The 21,587-nt window shown below is 48.9% G+C and carries 22 protein-coding genes; 21 read left to right on the forward strand and 1 reads right to left on the reverse strand.

Annotation, left to right across the window (positions count from 1 at the left end):
• Positions 1–46: 46 nt before the first annotated feature.
• The 8 genes from pyrE to ACCC71_RS06345 all read left to right on the forward strand — a co-directional run bounded on the left by pyrE (position 47) and on the right by ACCC71_RS06345 (position 6,364).
• A complete protein-coding gene (gene pyrE / locus ACCC71_RS06310; protein ID WP_434311571.1) occupies positions 47–721 on the forward strand; it encodes an orotate phosphoribosyltransferase in 675 nt (224 codons plus the stop codon).
• The gene (locus ACCC71_RS06315; RefSeq protein WP_434311572.1) at positions 687–1,055 is read left to right on the forward strand and encodes a hypothetical protein; all 369 of its coding nucleotides are present in this window, start codon (positions 687–689) and stop codon (positions 1,053–1,055) included. Before pyrE ends, ACCC71_RS06315 begins: the two co-directional genes overlap by 35 nt.
• A gap of 6 nt (positions 1,056–1,061) precedes the next feature.
• Positions 1,062–2,192 (forward strand): 5-(carboxyamino)imidazole ribonucleotide synthase, encoded by a 1,131-nt coding sequence (gene purK / locus ACCC71_RS06320; protein ID WP_434311573.1) that lies wholly within the window; start codon positions 1,062–1,064, stop codon positions 2,190–2,192.
• 18 nt (positions 2,193–2,210) lie between these two features.
• Positions 2,211–2,729, forward strand: a complete 519-nt coding sequence (gene purE, locus ACCC71_RS06325) for a 5-(carboxyamino)imidazole ribonucleotide mutase (protein ID WP_434311574.1) — start codon at positions 2,211–2,213, stop codon at positions 2,727–2,729.
• Between the two features lie 18 nt (positions 2,730–2,747).
• Positions 2,748–3,773, forward strand: coding sequence for a phosphoribosylformylglycinamidine cyclo-ligase (purM, locus tag ACCC71_RS06330; protein ID WP_434311817.1), 1,026 nt, complete (start codon positions 2,748–2,750; stop codon positions 3,771–3,773).
• On the forward strand, positions 3,767–4,357 hold the full coding sequence (purN, locus tag ACCC71_RS06335) for a phosphoribosylglycinamide formyltransferase (RefSeq protein WP_434311575.1): 591 nt from the start codon (positions 3,767–3,769) through the stop codon (positions 4,355–4,357). The genes purM and purN overlap by 7 nt, the downstream gene beginning before the upstream one ends.
• A 16-nt stretch (positions 4,358–4,373) precedes the next feature.
• Positions 4,374–5,654, forward strand: a complete 1,281-nt coding sequence (gene purD / locus ACCC71_RS06340; RefSeq protein WP_434311576.1) for a phosphoribosylamine--glycine ligase — start codon at positions 4,374–4,376, stop codon at positions 5,652–5,654.
• A gap of 140 nt (positions 5,655–5,794) precedes the next feature.
• The gene (locus ACCC71_RS06345; protein WP_434311577.1) at positions 5,795–6,364 is read left to right on the forward strand and encodes an HD domain-containing protein; all 570 of its coding nucleotides are present in this window, start codon (positions 5,795–5,797) and stop codon (positions 6,362–6,364) included.
• On the opposite strand, the gene ACCC71_RS06350 is transcribed toward ACCC71_RS06345, so the two are convergent.
• Entirely contained in the window at positions 6,361–7,026 is a 666-nt protein-coding gene (locus ACCC71_RS06350) for a Crp/Fnr family transcriptional regulator (RefSeq protein WP_434311578.1), read from the reverse strand. The genes ACCC71_RS06345 and ACCC71_RS06350 overlap by 4 nt on opposite strands.
• A 122-nt stretch (positions 7,027–7,148) precedes the next feature.
• On the opposite strand from ACCC71_RS06350, the gene leuD reads away from it, so the two are divergent.
• The 13 genes from leuD to ftsY all read left to right on the forward strand — a co-directional run bounded on the left by leuD (position 7,149) and on the right by ftsY (position 21,586).
• On the forward strand, positions 7,149–7,625 hold the full coding sequence (leuD, locus tag ACCC71_RS06355) for a 3-isopropylmalate dehydratase small subunit (RefSeq protein ID WP_434311579.1): 477 nt from the start codon (positions 7,149–7,151) through the stop codon (positions 7,623–7,625).
• A 2-nt stretch (positions 7,626–7,627) separates the two neighbouring features.
• Positions 7,628–8,878, forward strand: a complete 1,251-nt coding sequence (locus ACCC71_RS06360) for a 3-isopropylmalate dehydratase large subunit (protein WP_434311580.1) — start codon at positions 7,628–7,630, stop codon at positions 8,876–8,878.
• Between the two features lie 22 nt (positions 8,879–8,900).
• Entirely contained in the window at positions 8,901–9,395 is a 495-nt protein-coding gene (locus ACCC71_RS06365) for a 3-isopropylmalate dehydratase (protein WP_434311581.1), read from the forward strand.
• 9 nt (positions 9,396–9,404) lie between these two features.
• Positions 9,405–10,646: a 3-isopropylmalate dehydratase large subunit gene (locus tag ACCC71_RS06370; protein ID WP_434311582.1), complete on the forward strand. Its 1,242-nt coding sequence runs from the start codon at positions 9,405–9,407 to the stop codon at positions 10,644–10,646.
• A 692-nt stretch (positions 10,647–11,338) separates the two neighbouring features.
• The gene (locus tag ACCC71_RS06375) at positions 11,339–12,181 is read left to right on the forward strand and encodes a hypothetical protein (protein WP_434311583.1); all 843 of its coding nucleotides are present in this window, start codon (positions 11,339–11,341) and stop codon (positions 12,179–12,181) included.
• 19 nt (positions 12,182–12,200) lie between these two features.
• The gene (locus ACCC71_RS06380) at positions 12,201–12,860 is read left to right on the forward strand and encodes a hypothetical protein (RefSeq protein WP_434311584.1); all 660 of its coding nucleotides are present in this window, start codon (positions 12,201–12,203) and stop codon (positions 12,858–12,860) included.
• A gap of 125 nt (positions 12,861–12,985) precedes the next feature.
• Complete coding sequence (locus tag ACCC71_RS06385) at positions 12,986–13,489, forward strand: hypothetical protein (protein WP_434311585.1); 504 nt, start codon at positions 12,986–12,988, stop codon at positions 13,487–13,489.
• A 253-nt stretch (positions 13,490–13,742) separates the two neighbouring features.
• A complete protein-coding gene (galE, locus tag ACCC71_RS06390; protein ID WP_434311586.1) occupies positions 13,743–14,759 on the forward strand; it encodes a UDP-glucose 4-epimerase GalE in 1,017 nt (338 codons plus the stop codon).
• A gap of 283 nt (positions 14,760–15,042) precedes the next feature.
• Positions 15,043–16,056: a phosphate acyltransferase PlsX gene (gene plsX / locus ACCC71_RS06395; RefSeq protein ID WP_434311587.1), complete on the forward strand. Its 1,014-nt coding sequence runs from the start codon at positions 15,043–15,045 to the stop codon at positions 16,054–16,056.
• A gap of 13 nt (positions 16,057–16,069) precedes the next feature.
• Positions 16,070–16,300 carry an acyl carrier protein gene (gene acpP, locus ACCC71_RS06400; RefSeq protein ID WP_434311588.1) on the forward strand — a complete coding sequence of 77 codons (231 nt, stop codon included), beginning with the start codon at positions 16,070–16,072 and terminating at the stop codon, positions 16,298–16,300.
• A gap of 82 nt (positions 16,301–16,382) precedes the next feature.
• Positions 16,383–17,054, forward strand: coding sequence for a ribonuclease III (gene rnc / locus ACCC71_RS06405; RefSeq protein ID WP_434311589.1), 672 nt, complete (start codon positions 16,383–16,385; stop codon positions 17,052–17,054).
• A 9-nt stretch (positions 17,055–17,063) separates the two neighbouring features.
• Positions 17,064–20,630 (forward strand): chromosome segregation protein SMC, encoded by a 3,567-nt coding sequence (smc, locus tag ACCC71_RS06410; protein ID WP_434311590.1) that lies wholly within the window; start codon positions 17,064–17,066, stop codon positions 20,628–20,630.
• 23 nt (positions 20,631–20,653) lie between these two features.
• Positions 20,654–21,586 carry a signal recognition particle-docking protein FtsY gene (gene ftsY / locus ACCC71_RS06415; RefSeq protein WP_434311591.1) on the forward strand — a complete coding sequence of 311 codons (933 nt, stop codon included), beginning with the start codon at positions 20,654–20,656 and terminating at the stop codon, positions 21,584–21,586.
• Position 21,587: the final 1 nt, after the last annotated feature.

Genomic DNA, 21,587 nt, shown 5'->3' on the forward strand with positions numbered 1-21,587 from the left:
ATATCCTTCTCGATGAAAACGAAGGATAAAGGAGAGGATGAATCAGATGGAACAGTATAAACAGGAATTTATTGAATTTATGGTGGATTGCCAGGTGCTAAAATTCGGCGATTTTGTGACCAAAAGCGGACGGCAGACTCCCTTTTTTGTCAATACCGGTTTTTACCGTACAGGCACCCAGCTGCAAAAGCTTGGCCAATATTATGCCAAAGCGATCGAGGCCAAGTTTGGTACGGATTTCGATGTGCTTTTTGGGCCGGCCTATAAGGGAATTCCACTAACCGTGGCTACGACGATTGCACTGTCGGAAATGTTCGGCGCGGATATTCGATACTGTTCAAACCGGAAAGAGGTAAAGGATCATGGGGATAAGGGAATCCTTTTGGGAAGCCCAATTCAGGATGGAGACCGGGTGGTGATTATCGAGGATGTGACGACAGCCGGGACTTCCATTGCGGAGACCATGCCGATCATAAAAGCCCAGGGAAACGTGGCTGTTCAAGGGCTGGTGGTGTCGGTGGACCGCATGGAGCGGGGAAAAGGTGAAAAGAGCGCTCTTGCGGAGATCCGGGAGCAATATCAGATGGAAACGGTGGCGATTGTGACCATGGCCGAGGTCGTGGAGCATCTGTACAATCGTCCTTATCATGGAAAGGTGATTATCGACGATCAAATAAAGGCGGCGATTGACAAGTATTATGAGCAATACGGAGCAAAGTAAGCATTTCGGGCGTAGAAAAAAAGGAAAAACAATAAAAGAAAAATTGCGTTCTCTGACCTATATGCAGGTATCTTTGACGCTTTTTGTCGTCAGTCTTTTGGCGCTTGTTTTTTGTCTGTGGTACGCGATTTCCAGCAATGGAATGTCTGGAACCCTGGTGGCCCTGGTGGGAATTCTTGCATTTTTTGCGGCTCTGGCCGGACTCCTTGTTACCCTGTACGGACATTTTGCCGTTGGAATCGAAGGTAAGCTTCATTGGATTGCGGGGGCTTTTACCAACGGAACGCTGCTTGTTATTACATTTTTACTATATCTATCCGGACTCGGAGGTTAAGAGAAGATGAAAAAGATAGGAATTATCGGTGGAGGACAGCTGGGAAAGATGATGATTCTGGACGGAAAGCGTCTGGACACCTGGTTTTCCATTTTAGATCCCACGGAACATTGCCCGGCTCACAGCATTGCGGATTTTCATATCGTGGCGGACTTTGACGACGTGGATGCGATTTTGCGGCTGGCCGAAGGGGTGGATGTAGTAACCTATGAATTCGAGCACATCAGCGTTAAGGCTCTGCAGCTTTTGGAAGAGCGGGGGCATAAGGTGTACCCTAGTTCGGAGACGCTTCTTCATATCCAAAATAAATTGGTACAGAAACAGTGGTTGGCCAAACATGGAATTCCCGTGCCGGAATTTTTGCCCATCGAGAGCCTGGAAGATATCTACGAGGCGGAAAGCAGATTTACGTATCCTATGATTTTGAAGACTTGTACCGGCGGTTACGATGGGAAAGGAAATGCGGTAATTGCCGGGCATGAGGACGCGAAGCGGGCTTACGAGGCGTTGGGGGCCGGCAAGCTTCCGCTGATGGTGGAAGAATGTATTGATTTTGAGAAAGAAGTTTCCATTTTGATCTGTGGCAGTGAAAATGGAGAGATGAGCGTATTTCCGGTGGCGGAAAATGTTCATAAGAACAGTATTTTGGATGAGACTACCGTGCCGGCAAAGATCAGCGAGGCGTCGAGGCAGGAGGCCATGGAGGTGGCGAAAGCCTGTCTGCAGGCATTTCAGGCCTGCGGGATGCTCTGTATCGAGCTGTTTGTGACTAGGGAGGGGCATATCCTGGTAAATGAGTTGGCGCCCCGCCCCCACAATTCCGGCCATTACACCATAGAGGGCTGCTATACGTCCCAGTACGAGCAGCATGTCCGGGCGATCTTAGGGATGCCTCTGGGAAATCCGGGGCTGATTCGTCCGACGGTGATGAAAAATTTGATTGGGGATAAGAATGGAACCGCGGATCTGCAGGGATTGGAGGAAGCGTATCGCTTCCCGAACGCGAAGATCCACATTTACGGAAAGGAAACGGTGAAAGTGGGCCGCAAGATGGGGCATATCACAGCGACCGGAGAAAATATAGAGGAAGCTCTCGCGGAGGCCCGCGGCGCCCACGACGCGCTGTGGTTCCGGTGAGAAAGAGAGGAGTAAAAGATGCAAAATCCAGTGGTAGGTATTATTATGGGAAGCGATTCCGATCTTCCCGTTATGTCAAAAGCGGCGGAAATGTTAGATCAGTTGGGAGTTCCTTATGAGCTGACAATTGTGTCCGCTCATCGGACGCCGGATCGTTTGACGAAATATGCCAAGGAAGCGGCGGGACGAGGAATCCGTGTGATTATCGCCGGGGCGGGAGGCGCCGCCCATCTGCCAGGTATGGTTGCTTCTCAAACCGTACTGCCAGTGATCGGCGTTCCGGTGCAGACAAAAGCTCTCGGAGGGGTGGATTCCCTGTATTCGATTGTCCAGATGCCTCCGGGCATCCCGGTGGCTACCGTGGCGATCAACGGCGCGTTAAACGCAGGGCTCTTGGCGGCGAAGGTTTTGGCAGTTTCAGATGAGGAACTGGCAAAGAAAGTTGCGGCCTATAGCCAGGGATTAAAGGACATGGTGGAAACGAAAGCGGAAAAACTGGAAACAATTGGTTATAAAAAATACTTGGAAGAAATGTAGGGGGAAAGAAAAATGTCGATGGATTATAAGAGAGCCGGTGTGGATATCGAGGCCGGATACCGTTCGGTAGAGTTGATGAAGGAACATGTGAAAAAAACCATGCGTCCAGAAGTGATGGGCGGCTTGGGAGGATTTTCTGGCGCTTTTAACGCCAATGCCTTTAAAAATATGGAAGAGCCGGTGCTGCTGTCGGGTACCGACGGCGTTGGCACCAAGCTGAAGCTGGCCTTTTTGATGGATCGCCATGACACGATTGGAATCGATTGCGTGGCCATGTGCGTCAACGATGTGGCTTGCGCCGGCGGAGAGCCGCTGTTCTTTCTGGACTATATTGCCTGCGGCAAAAATGAGCCGGAGAAAATTGCACTGATTGTAAAAGGGGTAGCGGAAGGATGCCGCCAGGCGGGAGCCGCGCTGGTTGGCGGAGAGACGGCGGAAATGCCAGGTTTTTATCCGGTGGATGAGTATGATTTGGCCGGATTTGCCGTAGGCGTTGTTGATAAAAAAGACTTGATTACAGGAGAAAACTTAAAACCGGGCGATGTTCTGCTGGGATTGGCGTCCTCCGGCGTACACAGCAACGGCTTCTCTCTGGTACGGAAGGTTTTCCTGATGAGTGAGGAGAATCTGAACCGCTATTACGATTCCCTGGGAGATTCTCTGGGAAATGTATTGTTAGCTCCGACGAAAATTTATGTAAAGGCTCTGAAAGCAGTGAAAGAGGCCGGCGTCACCGTGCAGGGATGCAGCCATATTACCGGCGGAGGATTTTATGAGAATGTTCCCCGGATGCTTCCGGAAGGCGTGCGCGCGCAGATCAAAAAGGACAGCTATCCGGTGCCGCCGATCTTCCAGATGCTGAAGGAAAACGGCGATATCAGCGAACAGATGATGTACAATACCTTCAATATGGGTATCGGCATGGTGCTTGGCGTCCGAAAGGAGGACGTGGCGGCGGCGAAGGCCGCGCTGGAAGCTGCTGGCGAGACGGTCTATGAAATCGGAGAGCTGACAGCCGGAGAGAAAGGTGTGGATCTATGTTAAGATTTGGCGTCCTGGTATCTGGCGGGGGAACGAATTTACAGGCGATTTTGGATAGCATGGATGCGGGAAAGATCACCAATGCGTCTTTGGAGGTTGTCATCAGCAACAATCCCAACGCCTATGCCCTGGAGCGGGCCAAAAGCCATGGGATTCCAGCACGGGTCGTTTCTCCGAAACATTATCCCAGCCGGGAAGCGTTCAACGATGCGTTACTGGCTGCTTTAGAAGAATACCATTTGGATTTGGTGGTGCTGGCCGGCTTTTTGGTGGTTATTCCGGAGAAGATGGTGAAGCGTTATCCCAATCAGATCATCAACGTGCATCCGTCCCTGATTCCTTCTTTTTGTGGGACGGGCTACTATGGTCTGAAAGTGCATGAAGCGGCCTTGGCGAGAGGAGTAAAGGTAACGGGAGCTACGGTTCATTTTGTAGATGAAGGCACGGATACGGGGCCGATTTTGATGCAGAAAGCGGTGTACGTGAAAGAGGGCGATACGCCGGAAATCTTGCAGCGCCGGGTGATGGAGGAAGCCGAGTGGGTAATTTTGCCGGCAGCGATCCAAAGCCTTGCGAATCCGGAATAAGAGGGAGAACAAGACGATGAAGATATTGGTAGTGGGAAGCGGCGGCCGGGAGCACGCCCTGGTTTGGAAGATCGCCCAGAGCAAAAAGGTAGAAAAGATTTATTGCGCGCCAGGAAACGGCGGTATCGGCCAGTTGGCGGAATGCGTGCCCATTGGCGCCATGGAATTTGAAAAGATGGCGGATTTTGCCGAGGAGAAAAAGATTGATCTGACCGTGGTTGGCATGGATGATCCGCTGGTCGGCGGCATTGTGGATGTCTTTGAAGCGCGGGGCTTACGGGTATTTGGCCCCAAAAAGAATGCGGCGATTTTGGAGGGTTCCAAAGCTTTTTCTAAGGATTTGATGAAGAAATATCAGATTCCGACAGCGGGTTATGAGACCTTTGATTCGCCGGAAGCTGCGATGAAATATCTGGAAACAGCGGATTACCCCATCGTATTGAAAGCCGATGGACTGGCTCTTGGCAAAGGCGTTCTGATTTGCATGAACCGGGACGAGGCCATGGCCGGCGTGAAAACGATTATGCTGGATAAGCAGTTCGGCGCCGCCGGGAACCGTCTGGTAGTGGAGGAATTCATGACAGGCCGGGAAGTATCCGTGCTCAGCTTTTGCGATGGAAAGACGATCCGTCCCATGACCTCCGCTCAGGATCATAAGAGAGCGAAGGATGGGGATCAGGGCTTAAATACCGGCGGTATGGGAACCTTTTCCCCCAGCCCATTTTATACGGAAGAAGTGGATGAATTCTGCCGGAAATACATCTACCAGGCCACGGTGGACGCCATGGCTGCGGAAGGACGTCCCTTTACCGGCGTGATCTTCTTTGGCTTGATGCTGACGGAAAAAGGGCCGAAGGTGCTGGAATACAACGCTCGTTTCGGTGATCCCGAAGCTCAGGTGGTTCTGCCCCGAATGGAGAACGATATTGTGGATGTCTTTGAGGCTTGTATCGACGGGAAGCTGGAACAGGTGGAACTGAAATTTACGGACAATGCCTGCGTCTGTGTGGTCTTGGCGTCCGGCGGCTATCCGGAGCACTATGAGAAGGGATACGAGATCCAGGGGCTGGAAAACTTTGACGGAAAAGAAGGCTACTTTGTGTTCCATGCGGGAAGCAAGCAAGTGGAAGATGGGAAGCTGGTGACAAACGGAGGCCGGGTCCTAGGCGTGACTGCCCTTGGCAAAGATTTAAAAGAGGCCCGCGCCAATGCTTACGCGGCGACCAAGTGGGTGGATTTTACGGATAAGTATTGCCGGTCCGATATCGGAAAAGCAATCGACGAAGTGGAAGAATAAAAAAGGATTCCTTTTGGGCTATCGGACTCTGCTATCAAAAGGTCTCTGTGTGAAATATTCCCATATGTTTTCACACGGAGACCTTTTTTGCACTGGAATTCGACAGCATAACACCATAAATCATCAGCGAGGGGGATAAAATGACGCCGCAAGAATTTTTGGATATCCTTTCTAGGGCCGCTATGCTGAAAACCACCTTTCGCCACTGCTATACGGAAGAAGGCCGTAGGGAAAGCGTAGCGGAGCATAGTTGGCGGATTGCTTTGATGGCGATGCTTTTATCTGGGGAAACGGAATTTCAGAGTATCGATATGAACAAAGTCATCCGCATGTGCCTGATTCATGATCTGGGAGAGGCCTTTACGGGCGATATTCCGACTTTTGAGAAGACCGATGCGGACATAAAAAAGGAGGACGCGTTGTTCTTTGATTGGGTGGGGGCTTTCCCTGAACCGCAAAAAAGAGAGTGGCTTGCGCTTCTTCATGAGATGGAAAGGATGGAGACGAAGGAAGCAAAAACCTATAAGGCCTTGGACAAGCTGGAAGCAGTTATTTCTCACGATGAATCGGATATTGCGACTTGGCTTCCTCTGGAATATGACCTGCAGTTAACCTATGGCAAGGAAGAGGTGCAGTTCTCTCAATATCTCACCGCACTCAGGAAAAACATTGACGAGTGGACTAGGGAAAAAATCAAGGGATCGGATTAGGATAGCAGGCATTGGGGCTGTAATAGCCGGATTTTTCCGTATTCCGTAGCGATCCATCCCTTTTGTCTCCATTCGGCTAACTTGCGGCTGACCGTGACTCGGCTGACCCCGGCAAAAGAAGCGATCTGTTCATGGGTATAGGAGATAACCCCGTTTTTATCAGCCTCTTGCTTTAAAAAGTGGGCGATTCGCTGTTCCGCCGGTAAAAATGCGATTTGGTTGATCTGGTCGGAGAGCATCCGCACAGTTTTGGAGAGGGAGGAGATCATCGAGAGCGCCAGATCCGGCTGCTCCCGGAAGCAAGTTAAGATTGCCTTTTTGGTAATCGGGACGATATGAGAGACTTCCAGCGCCTGTGCGGAGGTCATCCGCGGAGAACCATCGAAAAAAGACGCCTCACCGAAGATGGCGTTTTTTTGATAGATGGTCAAGGTTTTTTCAACGCCTTCCCCGGAAGTGACAAAGATGCGGATTTTTCCCTCTTTTAAAAAATAAAACTGGCGGGCCGTCTGGCCTTCCTGATAGATGAATTCCTGGGGCAGACAGGTACGGGAGGAGGGAAGTGTTTCCGCCCAGCTTAAGAATCCTGCGGGCAAGCTTAAGAAATCATGGTCGGTCATAGGAATTCCTTTCGTTTCGTTATTTCTTACTAATTGTAACATATGATACATTCTTTTGGCAAGCAGTATGATATTCTGAATTTGGAAGGCACGTTCCCTGAACCAGGGCGCGGATATCTTTGTGATTTTAAAATCGATAAAATGTTCAAAAAAGGAGAGATCGTATGGGAAAGATATTCCGGTTTCATCATGATGTGGACACGGATCAGATCATTGCCTCTCAGTATTTGTTGTTTCCTACAATTGAGGAGATGAAGGGGCATACCTTTGAATCTTTGGATCCGGCGTTTCCAGAGAAAGTACAGCCAGGCGATTTTGTGGTAGCAGGCGAAAATTTTGGCTGCGGTTCTTCGAGAGAGCAGGCGCCCAGCGTGCTGAAAGCACTGGGGGTGACGGCGGTCGTGGCAAAATCCTTTGCCCGTATTTTTTACCGCAACGCCATCAATATCGGCCTGCCGGTGATCGTCTGTAAAGAGCTTTATGACGCGGTAGAATCCGGCCAGGAGATGACGTTGTCCATGCAGGATGGGACGGTGACGGCAGGAGGAAAAACCTTTTCCTGCACGAAGCTGCCGGAAAAGATGCAGCAGATTCTGGATGAGGGCGGCCTGATCGCTTCCCTGAATCGAGAGGAGGCGTAATTATGGGAATGACAATAGCGGAAAAAATCATTGCGGCGGCAGCCGGAGTAAAAGAGGTAAAGGCAGGCGATATTCATACCGTGGAATTGGATCGTCTGATGAGCAACGACGGCACCACCCATCTGACCATCGATATGTATAACCAGAAGTTGAAGCATCCCCGGATTGCCGATGTCAATAAGCTGGTTTGGATTGTGGATCACAATATCCCCGCGGACAGTGTAAAAACAGCGGCTTCCCACAAAAAGATGCGCGACTTTGCCAGAGAACATGGAATCGCTTTCTGGGAGGGAAAAGGCGTCTGTCATCAAATTATGATGGAGAACTATGTGCGTCCCGGCGAGTTGATTTTTGGGGCGGACAGCCATACCTGTGCTTATGGCGCGCTGGGCGCTTTCGGCACCGGCGTGGGATGCACGGACTATCTCTATGCGATGGTGACGGGAAAATCATGGCTTCTGGTGCCGGAAACCCTACGTTTTCATCTGACGGGAAAACTGAAAGACGGCGTTTATGCAAGGGATTTGATTTTGACCATCATTGGGCAGATCGGCGCCAATGGGGCGAATTATAAAGCCATGGAATTTGTCGGAGACGGGCTGAAAAATCTGACCATGGGAGATCGGATTGCCATTTGCAATCTTTGCGTGGAAGCCGGCGCGAAAACCGCGCTGATGGAAGTGGATGAAGTGGCCATGGCCTACTTAAAGGAGCGGGGACGCGAGCCGAAGGCCGTGTTTACCAGCGATGAGGACGCGGTATTTGCCAAAGAGTATACCATCGACCTGAATACCATAGAGCCGATTGTGGCAAAGCCTCATTTTGTGGACAATGTGGTGCCGGCAAAAGAATCCCTGGGTGTGAAGATCAACGAAGCGTTCTTAGGTTCCTGCAACAATGGACGCCTGGAAGATCTGCGCGTTGGCGCGGCTCTCATAAAAGGGAAAAAAGTACATCCTCAGGTACGTTTCCTGGTAGTACCGGCCAGCAATGAAGTATATCAGGATGCCATGAAGGAAGGTTTGATCGATATATTTATGGAAGCTGGTGCGATTGTGATGAACGCCAATTGCAGCGTCTGCTGGGGAAGCTGCCAGGGCGTGATCGGAGACGGCGAAGTATTGATCAGTACGGGAACCAGAAACTTTAAGGGAAGAGCCGGACATCCGAACGGCCAGGTGTATCTGGCGTCGGCGGCTACGGTAACGGCGTCCGCCATTGCCGGAGAGATTACAACGGCGGATCGGCTGTAGAGCGGAAATCAGGAGGAATACCATGACAGAAGCATTGGAAGCCAAGGTATGGGTATTGGGGGATGATATTGATACGGATATCATTATTCCTACCGAATATCTGGCGTTAAAGACAATTGACGATATGAAGCCATACGCATTTTCTCCGCTGCGCCCGGAGCTGGCAGGGCAGATTGCGCCTGGGGATGTGATTGTAGCGGGAAAGAATTTTGGCTGCGGTTCTTCGAGAGAGCAGGCGCCGGAGATTATAAAGGCCCTGGGAATCCGTTGCGTGATCGCCAAGTCCTTTGCCCGGATCTTTTTTCGGAACGCCATCAACAATGGGCTGCTTCTAATCGAGAATGACGGCGTACAGGAAGCCGTGCGGGAAGGCGATTTGATTCAGGTGGAGCCTGGAAAAGCAATCACCGCGAACGGGCAGACTTTTCCCATTGCATCCCTGCCGCAGAATCTTTTGGAGATCTTGGAGGCTGGCGGCCTGGTAAAAGCAATGCGCAAGAAAAACGGGCTGGAGTAGGAGGAACCCATGGGCAAGACGATTATTGAAAAGATTATTGGGAGAAATACCGGTTGTGAGGCGAAAGCTGGCGATATTGTGACAGTAAATGTGGATCGGGTCATGATCCATGATATTTTCATCCCCTTTGTGGCGGAAAAATTTGAGGAGATGGGCTTTTCCAAACTTTGGGATCCGGATAAGGTGGTGTTGATTTACGATCACTTGGTACCGGCCAGCCAGGTGGATGACACCAGGCATTTCCGGATTGGCGATGCCTTTGCGGAAAAATACGGCATGACTCACGTACACCGCTCCGACGGTATCTGCCATCAGTTGATGACGGAGGCAGGCTATGTAAAGCCGGGAGATATTGTATTTGGAACGGACAGCCATACCACCACCTACGGATGCGTGGGGGCATTTTCTACCGGCATTGGCTATACCGAGATGGCGAGCATTCTGGGAACCGGAACGCTCTGGGTGAAGGTACCTCAGACCATCCGGGTGGAGATCGAAGGAAAGCTCCCGGAGAATGTGACTTCCAAGGACGTGATTTTGCGGCTGATCGGGGACTTAAGAGCGGACGGAGCGACTTATCAGGCTCTGGAATTTGCCGGAAGCACCGTGGAAAATATGTCTGTGGCCAGCCGGATGACCATGGCCAATATGGCCATCGAAGGCGGCGCGAAATGCGCGCTGTTTACGCCGGATCAAAAGACGGCGGAATATTGCGGGATTGCCTTGACGGAAGCGGAGACCACCTTGGTGGGAGATCCGGACGCCGCCTATGTGCGTCGAATTTCGTACCGGGCGGAAGATTTTGTGCCGGTTCTGGCCTGTCCGTCCCAGGTAGATAATATTCATCCGGTTAAGGAATGGGCGGGGACGAAGATCGATCAGGTCTTTATCGGTTCCTGCACCAACGGAAGGCTGGAGGATTTGATGGCTGCTGCCGAGATCCTGAAAGGAAAGAAAGTGGCTCCTTTTGTGAAGCTGATCGTGACGCCGGCCAGCCGGAAGATTTACCGGGAGGCGCTGGGAAATGGAACCCTGGCCATATTGACGGAGGCGGGCGCTATCGTTACGCATCCCGGATGCGGCCTTTGCTGCGGCCGGACCGGTGGGATTTTGACCGACGGCGAGCGGGTGGTGGCCACCAATAACCGGAACTTCCTCGGACGGATGGGAACCTCAAAGGTGGAGATTTTCCTGGCGTCGCCGAAGACCGCTGCGGCCTGCGCGGTGGCGGGGGAGATTGTAGTACCCTGAGTAGGAGTGGAAAAATTATTTTGATAGGCAGATGGTAAGGCATTGATAGGAAAATAGGGCGGGATATTTTGTATGGCTTCGGAGGAAGTGCAAAATATTCTGTCCTTTTTATTTCATCGGATTCGATTGTCAAAAGGGCTCTGTGGGAAACGGGTCGAAATATTCTGTAGAGTTTCGGAATCTGAGAAGTAAAGCGAGTCCTTTCGGGCGGCGGGAACTTTATAGGATAATAATTTCTAAAATTAACGGTAAATAATAAAGTAAAAAAGATAAAAAAAGAAAATTTAAACGTAAATTGTAGATTGACATTTAAATAAAAATGATATAAAATAAAATTAAAAAAATTCAACATTAGTAATTATTAATTTCTAGCATCTATTGGTATCTCATCTTCACTTTTAGGACTTTTAGCAGGACGTAACAGAGTTAGCAGCCCAAGCATCATCCATTTTTCTTTGAACAGAATCCACGAAATTTGTTTTTTATAAATAAGGCAGAGGGGTAGTATGATATCTGAATAAACGTAAAATGTAAATCTTGTAAAGATAAGAATAGCAATCATGTACTTCAAAAAAGGGATGGAGGTGATTCCATTGGGAAAATAAGGAGATGAGAGAATCGAATAAGGAAAGTTTTGCGGACATTTTGAATAAATGGTTTTAAAACCAGGGATAAAGAGAAAAGGAGGTAATATGCAAAAACGGTTTCTTTGGATTTTAACAGGAGTATTGATTAGTTTTGGAATCATTTCTGTCATCGGGATGAATCGAAGCATAGAAGCGGCAAAAATTCAGGAAATGGAGCAGGAATGTTCTGATGTGGTGCCATATACATCTCTTACGGAAAAGGGAGAGGTTCCAACTCTCAAGTATCAGGGCGTGGTCAAAAGTTCGGATGAATTAAACGCGGGATTGTCTAAGTTTACAGACGGAACGTTTCACTATTATTATGATTCCGCGATGAACGGGCTGAAAAAGATTGAAAAGATATCGGATATCGATTTTCAGGCCCAGGCGTTGGAGAAAGAAGAGATTTTGAAAGCGGCGGACGGGCTGTTGCAGCATGCACAGGAGGAAAGCGTGCTGGAAAACTGCGAGAAAACTGTGCAGGAAGCGAGCGATCATCTGTCCTATACGATCGACTATACCTATGTAAAAGACGGAGAGAGGATTCCGGCGGCCAGCATTATATACTTGTACGACGGAACTTTGTTCAGCGCGTTTTTCCACAATTTGGACATCATAAATGAGGCGATTGATCTGACCGTGATTTCGAAGGATGAGGCGTGGAAGCTGGCGAAGGATGAGGCGGAATCGTTTATCAAAAGACGCGTTCCGAATAAAGTTCAGAATATCACGTTAGAAGCGGAAGAATTAAATTGCGAGCGGTTTTATGCCCCTAATTATAAAAAGCATTGTTGGATATGTACGCTATCCTATGAATTGGAAGAAAACGATCCGTTTCCATTCTATTTTGAAATATTAGTAGATATACAGACGGGAGAGATTGTAGAGAATGCGAACAACTATACCTGAATAAGAGGAGAAAAACAGCATGAAAAAAAGAAAAATAGGGAAATATTTACTTAGCGTTATGATGTGTTTTAGCCTTTTGTTTGGATATGGGCAGGAGCTACATGCGGTTACGGGAGCGGCGAAGCTTTATTATTTTACGGGTGGAGGCGATTGCTTGGGGCCGGGAAGCACTTCGTCCATCAAAAGCCGGCTGAGTGGGATGGAATACAGCGCAGTGCGCTATTCGAATTCGAGTAAAAGCACAGTTCTAAATGCTTTCGGCTCCAGCAAAGTCTTTCACATTCTGACGCACGGTTCTGCAGGGAGGTTTTCTATTGGAGATACATCGAATAATATTCGGATTACGTACAGTGAGATCCAATCCAAATATAGCTCTCTGTCGAATCTGAAATTTGTATTTCTTGAAGCGTGCAGCGTTGCCGCAAATTCAAATATGCAGGACACTTTAAAAAGCTTGGGAGTATCTTCGTCCCTGGCATTTAAAGATACGATTACCGCGGGCACGGACAGCGATGGAATCCACTATTATGCGAACCGTGTGTACTACTATCTGGCGCAGGGCCGTACCACCAGCTATGCGGCTCTCAAGGCAAAGGCGGAGACGTATGAGAAATATGCCAAATATTATGGGAGCGATTCCTACAGCATTTATGGGATAGATACAAAATTGATCGGGTAGTTTTTGAGCCAAGGGCAAAGTCCTGTTTCGGGATTTATGCCCTTGGCTTTGCCGGAATAAAACTGTATCACCTTCTAGCGGAAGATATACGGCAGGAGCAGCGTAGGATAAAGCAGGGAGGGAAAATGAAAAAACAAGTGGTGTTTATGATGATTGGTATGGCAATTCTTTTTTCCGGATGCCAGCAGGAAAGAAATACTCGTGAAGAGGATAAAATATCTGTTTATGAATTCATGGATCCGGATCAAATTATCTTAGAACAATATGGAAATAAAAGGGAAATCGATCAATCAGAGGAAGTATATGAAAAAATATTGCAGGAAATTCAAACAAATTGGGGATTAAATCCCCTGGGAGAAAAACCTGAATCTCCGATTTATTTTCTGATGGCGCTTGACGGGGAGGTTCCCTTTTGTGAATATCCGGCGGTGGTATACTGTAAATATGAAACTCCGCGTATAGACTACAAAGGAAAATCCTATGATTCTTTGGCATTTTTTCCTCTGGGCAGCCCGGAGGGTGAGGAAGTAGAGTTCTTCGCATTTGGACTGGGTGAAGATTACTGGCATAGAACCTTGTATTATTATCACTACACGGAAGAGTTTGGAAACATAATAAATGATATTTGAATTTGGAAGATGTAGCGGAATACGTTTGGTTCAAAGTTTTGTACATTGACTTGTTGGTGAGAGGTTGTCCTGAAAGTGAAATTCAGTGATAGCCTTTTTAATTTTATGCTTGACGAGATCGTAGAAGAAGTTTATCCTTATGGAAGTAGATAGAACTGTGGACAGAGATATTTATGACCACGGATATTGTGGGGAAGAAAAGAGGAATCATATTCTGTAGAATTCAGATACAGGCAACAATAAGGAGGAAAGAATGGCGATTTTAGTGACGGGCGGCGCTGGCTATATTGGAAGCCACACCTGCGTGGAACTGTTAAATGAAGGGTATGAAGTGATTGTCATCGATAACCTGTGTAATTCCAGCAAAAAGGCCATCGATCGAGTGGAAGAGATCACGGGAAAAAACCTGACCTTTTATGAGACGGACGTGCTGGATCGGGAAGCGTTAAACAGAATTTTCGACGCGAGAAAAATTGACGCGGTGATCCACTTCGCCGGCCTAAAAGCCGTCGGAGAATCGGTGGAAAAGCCGTGGGAGTATTACTATAATAATATAACCGGCACGCTGGTTCTCTGCGACGTGATGCGTCAGCACGGTGTCAAAAATATTGTGTTTAGCTCTTCGGCCACCGTTTATGGAAATCCCGCTTTTGTTCCGATTACGGAAGAGTGTCCGAAAGGCGAGATTACAAATCCTTACGGCCAGACCAAAGGAATGTTGGAACAGATCTTGATGGATTTGCATCGGGCGGATTCTGAGTGGAACGTGGTTTTACTTCGTTATTTTAATCCGATTGGCGCACACAAAAGCGGGCGGATTGGGGAAGACCCGAAGGGGATTCCCAATAACCTGGTTCCCTATATCGCCCAGGTGGCGGTGGGAAAGCTTCCCTGCCTCGGCGTGTTTGGGAATGATTATGATACGCCGGATGGGACTGGCGTACGGGACTATATCCATGTGGTAGATCTGGCGATAGGACATGTGAAAGCGATCAGGAGGCTGGAAGACAAAGAGGGCGTCAGCATTTACAATCTAGGGACAGGCAATGGTTACAGCGTGCTTCAAGTCGTCAAAGCTTATGAAAAAGCGTGCGGAAAGCAGATTCCTTATGAGATCAAACCCCGCAGAGCCGGAGACATCGCCACTTGCTACGCTGATCCTTCTAAAGCAGAACGCGAACTGGGTTGGACGGCAACTTATGGCATTGAAGAAATGTGTGAAGATTCCTGGAGATGGCAGTCGACGAATCCAGACGGATATCGCTCGTAAAATTGCGAAGAAATGATTGATTTCTGCGCCGGGATTTAGTATAGTTTACTATGAAAGTTCCGGACGGCAGCCATACGTAGAACCATGGCAGCATGGTTCTACGTATGGATATCGGACGGACTGACCCGTATGAGCAAGTAGGGCGATAGCCCGGATTGCGAATACGGGGAAGGGATTGCGAGAGTCCGAAGGACGAAGCAATCAACTTTCAAAGAAAACGTAGCGTAGCGCGAATCAACACAGAATAAATAATCCCTTTGTAGATCACCATTAGGAGTAATATATGGAAGAGTTGACAAGAGTTGCCGTCGATGCGATGGGCGGCGACAACGCACCGGAAGAAATCGTAAAAGGCGCGGTGGAAGCAGTAAACAAAAGTGAAAAAGTTCAGGTTTTTCTGGTTGGGCAGGAAGAAGTAGTAAAGAAGCATCTGACAGCGTATACCTATGACAAGGAACGTCTTACCGTGGTCAACGCTGCCGAGGTGATTGAGACAGGGGAACCTCCGGTACACGCTATCCGCAGAAAGAAAGATTCCTCCATTGTAGTAGGCGAGAAGTTGGTGAGAGAGAAAAATGCGGACGCTTTTGTCTCTGCCGGCAGTACAGGCGCTGTTTTGGTGGGCGGTCAACTGGTGGTAGGACGCATTCGCGGAATCGAGCGGACGCCTATCGCTACGCTTATTCCCACGACCAAAGGGGTATCCCTCCTGATTGACAGCGGCGCTAACGTAGACGCCCGCAGCAGTCATCTGATTCAGTTTGCACGGATGGGCTCCCTCTATATGGAGCATGTGATGGGAGTAAAATCTCCCCGTGTCGCCATTGTGAACGTGGGGCTTGAGGAAGAAAAAGGAAACGCGCTGGTAAAGGAAACCTATCCACTTTTAAAAGAATGTACAGATCTCAATTTTATCGGAAGTATAGAGGCGAGAGAAATTCCCAATGGCTATGCGGACGTGATTGTCTGCGAGGCGTTCACCGGAAATGTGATTTTAAAGCTTTACGAAGGTACGGCGGGGGCCTTGGTAGGGATGATCAAAGAGAGCATGATGAGCAGTTTTCGCTCCAAATTAGGCGCTCTTTTGGTAAAACCGGCGCTGAAAAGGACACTAAAGAAATTGGATGCCAGCGAATATGGCGGGGCGCCGCTTCTAGGGCTCAACGGCCTGGTGGTAAAGACCCATGGCAGCTCCAAATCAAAAGAGATCTGCAATTCCATATTGCAGTGCATCACATTTAAAGAACAGCATATAACCGAGAAAATCGAATCGATATTGGCAAAAAAAGAAGGTTAAAGGAGGTATCGAAATGGAATTTGAAAAAATTCAGGAGATCATTGCCGCTGTGTTGAAGATTGAACCGGAGCAAATCACCCCGGAGAAGTCCTTTGAGGATGATTTGGGCGCGGATTCTCTGGATCGCGTGGAGATCATCATGCAGTTAGAAGATGAGCTGGGCGTGGAGATTCCGGACGAGGTAGCGGAGAACATCAAGACCGTAGGCGATGCAATGGAAGAAATTCGGAAAGTAAACGGTTGAGATTAAGACGATTGCCAAAAAGCGGATGTAACGGCTGCTTGCGCATGCAGGCGGCCGTTCCCCGTAAGAAAGGAAGTGTCGGATGGAAACACTGGAACAAAAAATGGGATATGTGTTTCAGAACAGGGCTTTGCTGCGCCAGGCCCTGATGCACAGTTCCTATGTCAATGAGCATCATATGAGCCGGCATGAGTGCAACGAGAGGCTGGAATTTTTGGGGGATGCGGTGCTGGAACTTTCCTCTAGCCAGTTTCTATATGAAAAGTATCCGGATTTTCCGGAAGGAGAATTGACAAAACTGCGGGCCAGTATCGTCTGTGAGCCGACTTTGGCGGATTGTGCGGAGACTTTGGCCCTTGGGAAAGAACTACTGATGGGGCATGGAGAAGAGCGCACAGGCGGACGGGAAAAAGCGTCGCTGCTCTCCGACGCGCTGGAAGCAGTCATTGGCGCAATCTATTTGGATGGTGGTTTTGCTAATGCGAAAGAGTTTGTGGAGCGTTTTATTTTAAACGACATCGAACATAAAAAACTCTTTTTTGATAGCAAGACTATCCTGCAGGAATTGGTTCAGAGACAGGAATTAGGAGAGCTTTCCTATGAATTGTTGGAAACAGAAGGTCCAGACCATTGCAAGGTATTTACCTCCTGTGTGAAAATTCAGGGGAAGAAAGCCGGCGTGGGGACCGGACGAAATAAAAAATTGTCGGAACAGGCAGCGGCCTACGAGGCAATCCGCAAACTGGGACAATAGGAGTGAATTATGTACTTAAAGAAAATCGAGGCCCAGGGCTTTAAGTCCTTTGCCAATAAAATTGTCCTGGAATTTTCCCCTGGAATTATGGGTATTGTTGGACCAAACGGCAGTGGGAAGAGCAATGTGGCGGACGCAGTACGCTGGGTGCTTGGAGAACAGAGCGCCAAGCAGCTTCGCGGCTCCAACATGCAGGACGTGATCTTTTCCGGAACAGAAAATCGGAAGCCGCAAGGGTATGCCTCGGTGGCGCTGACCATCGACAATTCGGATCACATGTTAGCGATCGATTATGACGAAGTAACGATTGCGAGACGTGTCTATCGTTCCGGCGAGAGCGAATACTTGATCAATGGAAATAATTGCCGGCTCCGGGATGTCAACGAGTTGTTTTATGATACCGGCGTTGGGAAAGAAGGCTATTCCATTATTGGCCAAGGACAGATTGATAAGATTTTGAGTGGAAAACCGGAAGACCGGCGGGAGCTGTTTGACGAGGCGGCTGGAATCGTCAAATATAAGAAGCGAAAAACCATTGCGCAGAGAAAGCTGGAGGATGAACAGCAAAATCTGGTTCGTGTCAGCGACATTTTGGGCGAGCTGGAAAAGCAGGTGGGACCGTTGGCAAAGCAGTCGGAAAAAGCTAGGCAATACCTGAAGCTGAAGGAAGAGCTAAAGTCCTACGAGCTAGGAGCCTTTTTTCTGGAATCCACGGAGTGGAATGGAAAACTTGCGACAGCAAAAGAGAACCTAATCGTTGTAAATGGCGATCTGGAAAAATGCCGGGAAGAGGCGGATGCGCTCCGCCAACGGTATGAGGCTTTGACCGAGAAAAACGAAGCCTTGGAGCGGGAGATAGAAGCCCGCCGGAGCGAGCTTAGCGAGGATAAGGTCCAGAAGGAAAATCTGGAAGGAAAAATTCGAGTTCTGGAAGAACAGATTCGTACGGCGAAATTACAGGACGAGCATCTGCAGGAACGAGTTGGTTCCATCGAAGAGGAAATCAAGGCCAGAACCGGTGAAAAAGAAACTTTTGTTGCGGAAAAAGGCGAGTTAAACCAGCAGTTAGATCGGGCCGACGACCGTTTGGGCCGTTTAGAGAGTAAAGTTACCGATGTAGACGACTCCATACGGGCCTTAGAGTTCGAAACAGAGTCAAAGAAGCAGCAGATCATCGCCGGCCTCAATGAAAAGGCGGAAATCGGCGCTAACCGTCAGAAATTCATGACCCAGTTGGAACAGACGCGGCTGACACGCAGCGAACTTCACCAATATCTTTTGACGGCGAAAACGGAGGAAGAAGAGAAGAAACAGCAGGTAAACAGCCTGAAGACTCAGCTTGAGGAGATACAAGGAGAATTGGCAAGCCTGCGTTCGGAGCAGCAGAAGCTGGAAACATTCTGTGCCGAACAGGAAAAAGCGATTCGCCAGAAACGTATCGCGCTAAACGAGTGTCAGCAAAATTATCACGCGGGAAAATCCCGTCTGGATTCGCTGATCAATATTACGGAGCGTTACGAAGGCTATGGAAATAGCATCCGCCGGGTAATGGAAAAGAAGAATCAGGTTCCGGGTATTGTGGGCGTGGTTGCGGACTTGTTCCATGTAGAAAAGAAATTTGAAGTAGCGATGGAGACGGCCTTAGGCGGTCGAATTCAAAATATTGTCACGGACACGGAAGAAACGGCGAAGCAGCTGGTGGAATATCTGAAAAAAAATAAGCTGGGCCGGGCCACTTTTTTGCCGATTTCCAGTGTAAACGGCAAGGATGGTTTTCCGCGCCCGGAAGCGTTGAAAGAACCAGGCGCATTGGGCGTTGCCAACAAACTGGTGCAAGTGGACGCAGCCTATGAAGGGATTGCCTCTTATCTCTTGGGACGTGTGTTGGTTGTCGATACCATCGACCATGCCTTGTCCATTGCCCGCAAATTCCGGCATAGTCTTTCCATCGTAACATTGGATGGAGAACATCTTAGTCCAGGCGGCTCTCTTACCGGCGGTGCTTTTAAAAACTCGAGCAATTTACTGGGACGACGTCGGGAGATGGAAGAACTGGAACAAAAGATTCAAACCATCTTGAAACAGCAGGATGAGATCAAGAATGAGGCGGCTCAGATGGAGCAGACGCTTGATCAGTCAAGAAAACGTTTGGGAGCGCTCCAGGAAGCCATTCAAGAAAAGAGCATTCAGCAGAATACGGTATTTTTCAGCGTAAAACGGGAGCAGGAGGCATTGACAGCCATCCAAAACAGCTACTTTAGCAGGGAGGAGGATTCCCGCCGGGTGCAGGAAAAAATCGACGCGATTGAAAATCAGGAAGCGGAGATGATTCAGGCCCTGGAAGCATTGGAGAATCAGAGTAAGACCTGCCAGAAAGAGATTGAGCGTTTAGAGAAAAAACTGGAAAAGGAAAAAGCGAAACGGGAAGAGGTAGCAAAAGAGCTGGAAACCGCGAAGGTAGAATTTTCCAATCTATCCCAGAAAGATGCCTTCCTGCTGGAAAATATTCTCCGGGTCAATCGAGAATTGGAACGTCTCCGCGGAGAAAAGGCGGAGCTGCTTTCCGGCGGTCAGGGCGCTGACCAGATTCGGCAGCGGGAAGAGGAGATTGGGCAGATTCGAGATCAGATCCATGCCATGGAAGAAAATATGCGCCAACTGACGGAAACGATTGAGACGCAGATAAAGATCAAAGAGGCAGACAGCGCGGAGCAAAAGAAATTTTTCGATGCCAGGGAAGAAATTAATGGCCGGGTCAACGCTTTGGATAAAGAAGCCTTTCGTCTCCAAAACCAGACGGAGCGTCTAGAAGAACATTTGGAAAAGCAGGTGGAATACCTGTGGACGGAGTATGAGATGACTCCTTCGGAAGCAGAAGCCCAAAAGCCTGACGATCTGGGACCGCTCCTGGAAGTTCGACGGAATATTAGCAAGAGGAAGACAGAAATTCGGGAATTAGGTCCGGTCAATGTCAATGCGATTGAAGACTACAAGGAAGTTTCAGAGCGTTATGAGTTTTTGAAAGTACAGCATGCGGATTTGGTAGAGGCAGAAGCCAGCTTGCAGAAAATCATTGAAGAGCTGGACGAGGCTATGAGGAGCCAGTTTGAAGAAAAGTTTGCAGCCATCCGCCAGGAATTCCAAAAGGTATTCGAAGAACTTTTTGGGGGCGGCAGAGGTACCTTGGAGCTTTTGGATGCGGATGACGTGTTGGAGGCGGGAATTGCCATCAATGCGCAGCCGCCGGGGAAAAAACTCCAGAACATGCTGCAGCTTTCCGGCGGAGAAAAAGCTTTGACTGCCATTGCACTGCTCTTTGCGATTCAAAACTTAAAGCCGTCTCCGTTTTGCCTGTTGGATGAAATTGAAGCCGCTCTGGATGAGCCCAATGTAGCCCGGTATGCGGAATATTTGAACAAGCTGAAAAAGCATACGCAATTTATCGTGATTACTCATCGCCGCGGTACCATGGAAATGAGCGACCGGCTGTACGGGGTAACCATGCAGGAAAAAGGAGTCAGCGCTTTAGTTTCAGTAGATTTAACAGACCCAAATTTGGTGTCCGAGAAGAGATAGATGGTTAGGAGTAATGAAAAGGTATGTGTGAACAGAAAAAGAAGGGGCTGTTTGCCCGTCTGAAAGAAGGCCTGTCCAAGACGCGCCATAACATTGCCTCCGGTTTTGAGTCGATTTTCAGTGGTTTTTCTGCCATTGACGACGATTTCTATGAGGAACTGGAAGAAGTTTTGATTATGGGAGATCTGGGAGTCCATACGACGACCGCGATTATCGAGCGTCTGAAAGAACAGGTCAAGGAACAGCGAATTAAGGAGCCTGCCGCCTGTAAGCAGCTTTTGATTGACACCATTAAGCAGCAGATGGACGTGGGAGAGAACGCATACGAGTTCGAACACCAAAAATCGGTCGTCCTGGTGGTAGGCGTAAACGGAGTCGGAAAGACGACCTCCATTGGAAAATTGGCCAGTCAGATGAAGCAGAATGGAAAAAAGGTGATTCTAGCCGCAGCGGATACGTTTCGGGCCGGCGCCATTGAGCAGCTGACCGAATGGTCTCACCGGGCCGGCGTAGAGATTATTGCCCAAAAAGAGGGGGCAGACCCAGCGGCAGTGGTCTTTGACGCAGTAGCGGCGGCGAAAGCGAGAAAAGCCGATATTTTAATCTGCGATACGGCAGGCAGGCTGCACAATAAGAAAAATCTGATGGAAGAGCTGAAAAAGATCAATCGGATATTGGACAAAGAGTTTTCTGATGCGTACAAGGAGACTCTGGTCGTGCTGGACGGCACGACTGGACAGAATGCGCTGGCTCAGGCGCGGGAGTTTATGACGGCTGCGGATGTGAACGGTATCATTTTGACGAAAATGGACGGCACAGCCAAAGGCGGTATCGCAGTGGCGATCCAGGCGGAGCTAGGAATTCCTGTCAAATATATCGGCATCGGAGAACGGATCGACGACTTGCAGAAATTTGACGCCAATGCCTTTGTCGAGGCATTGTTTGGAGAAGAATAGG

The sequence above is a fragment of the Hominifimenecus sp. rT4P-3 genome, assembly GCF_051055405.1.
In the GTDB taxonomy this organism is placed as follows: Bacteria; Bacillota; Clostridia; order Lachnospirales; family Lachnospiraceae; genus Pseudolachnospira.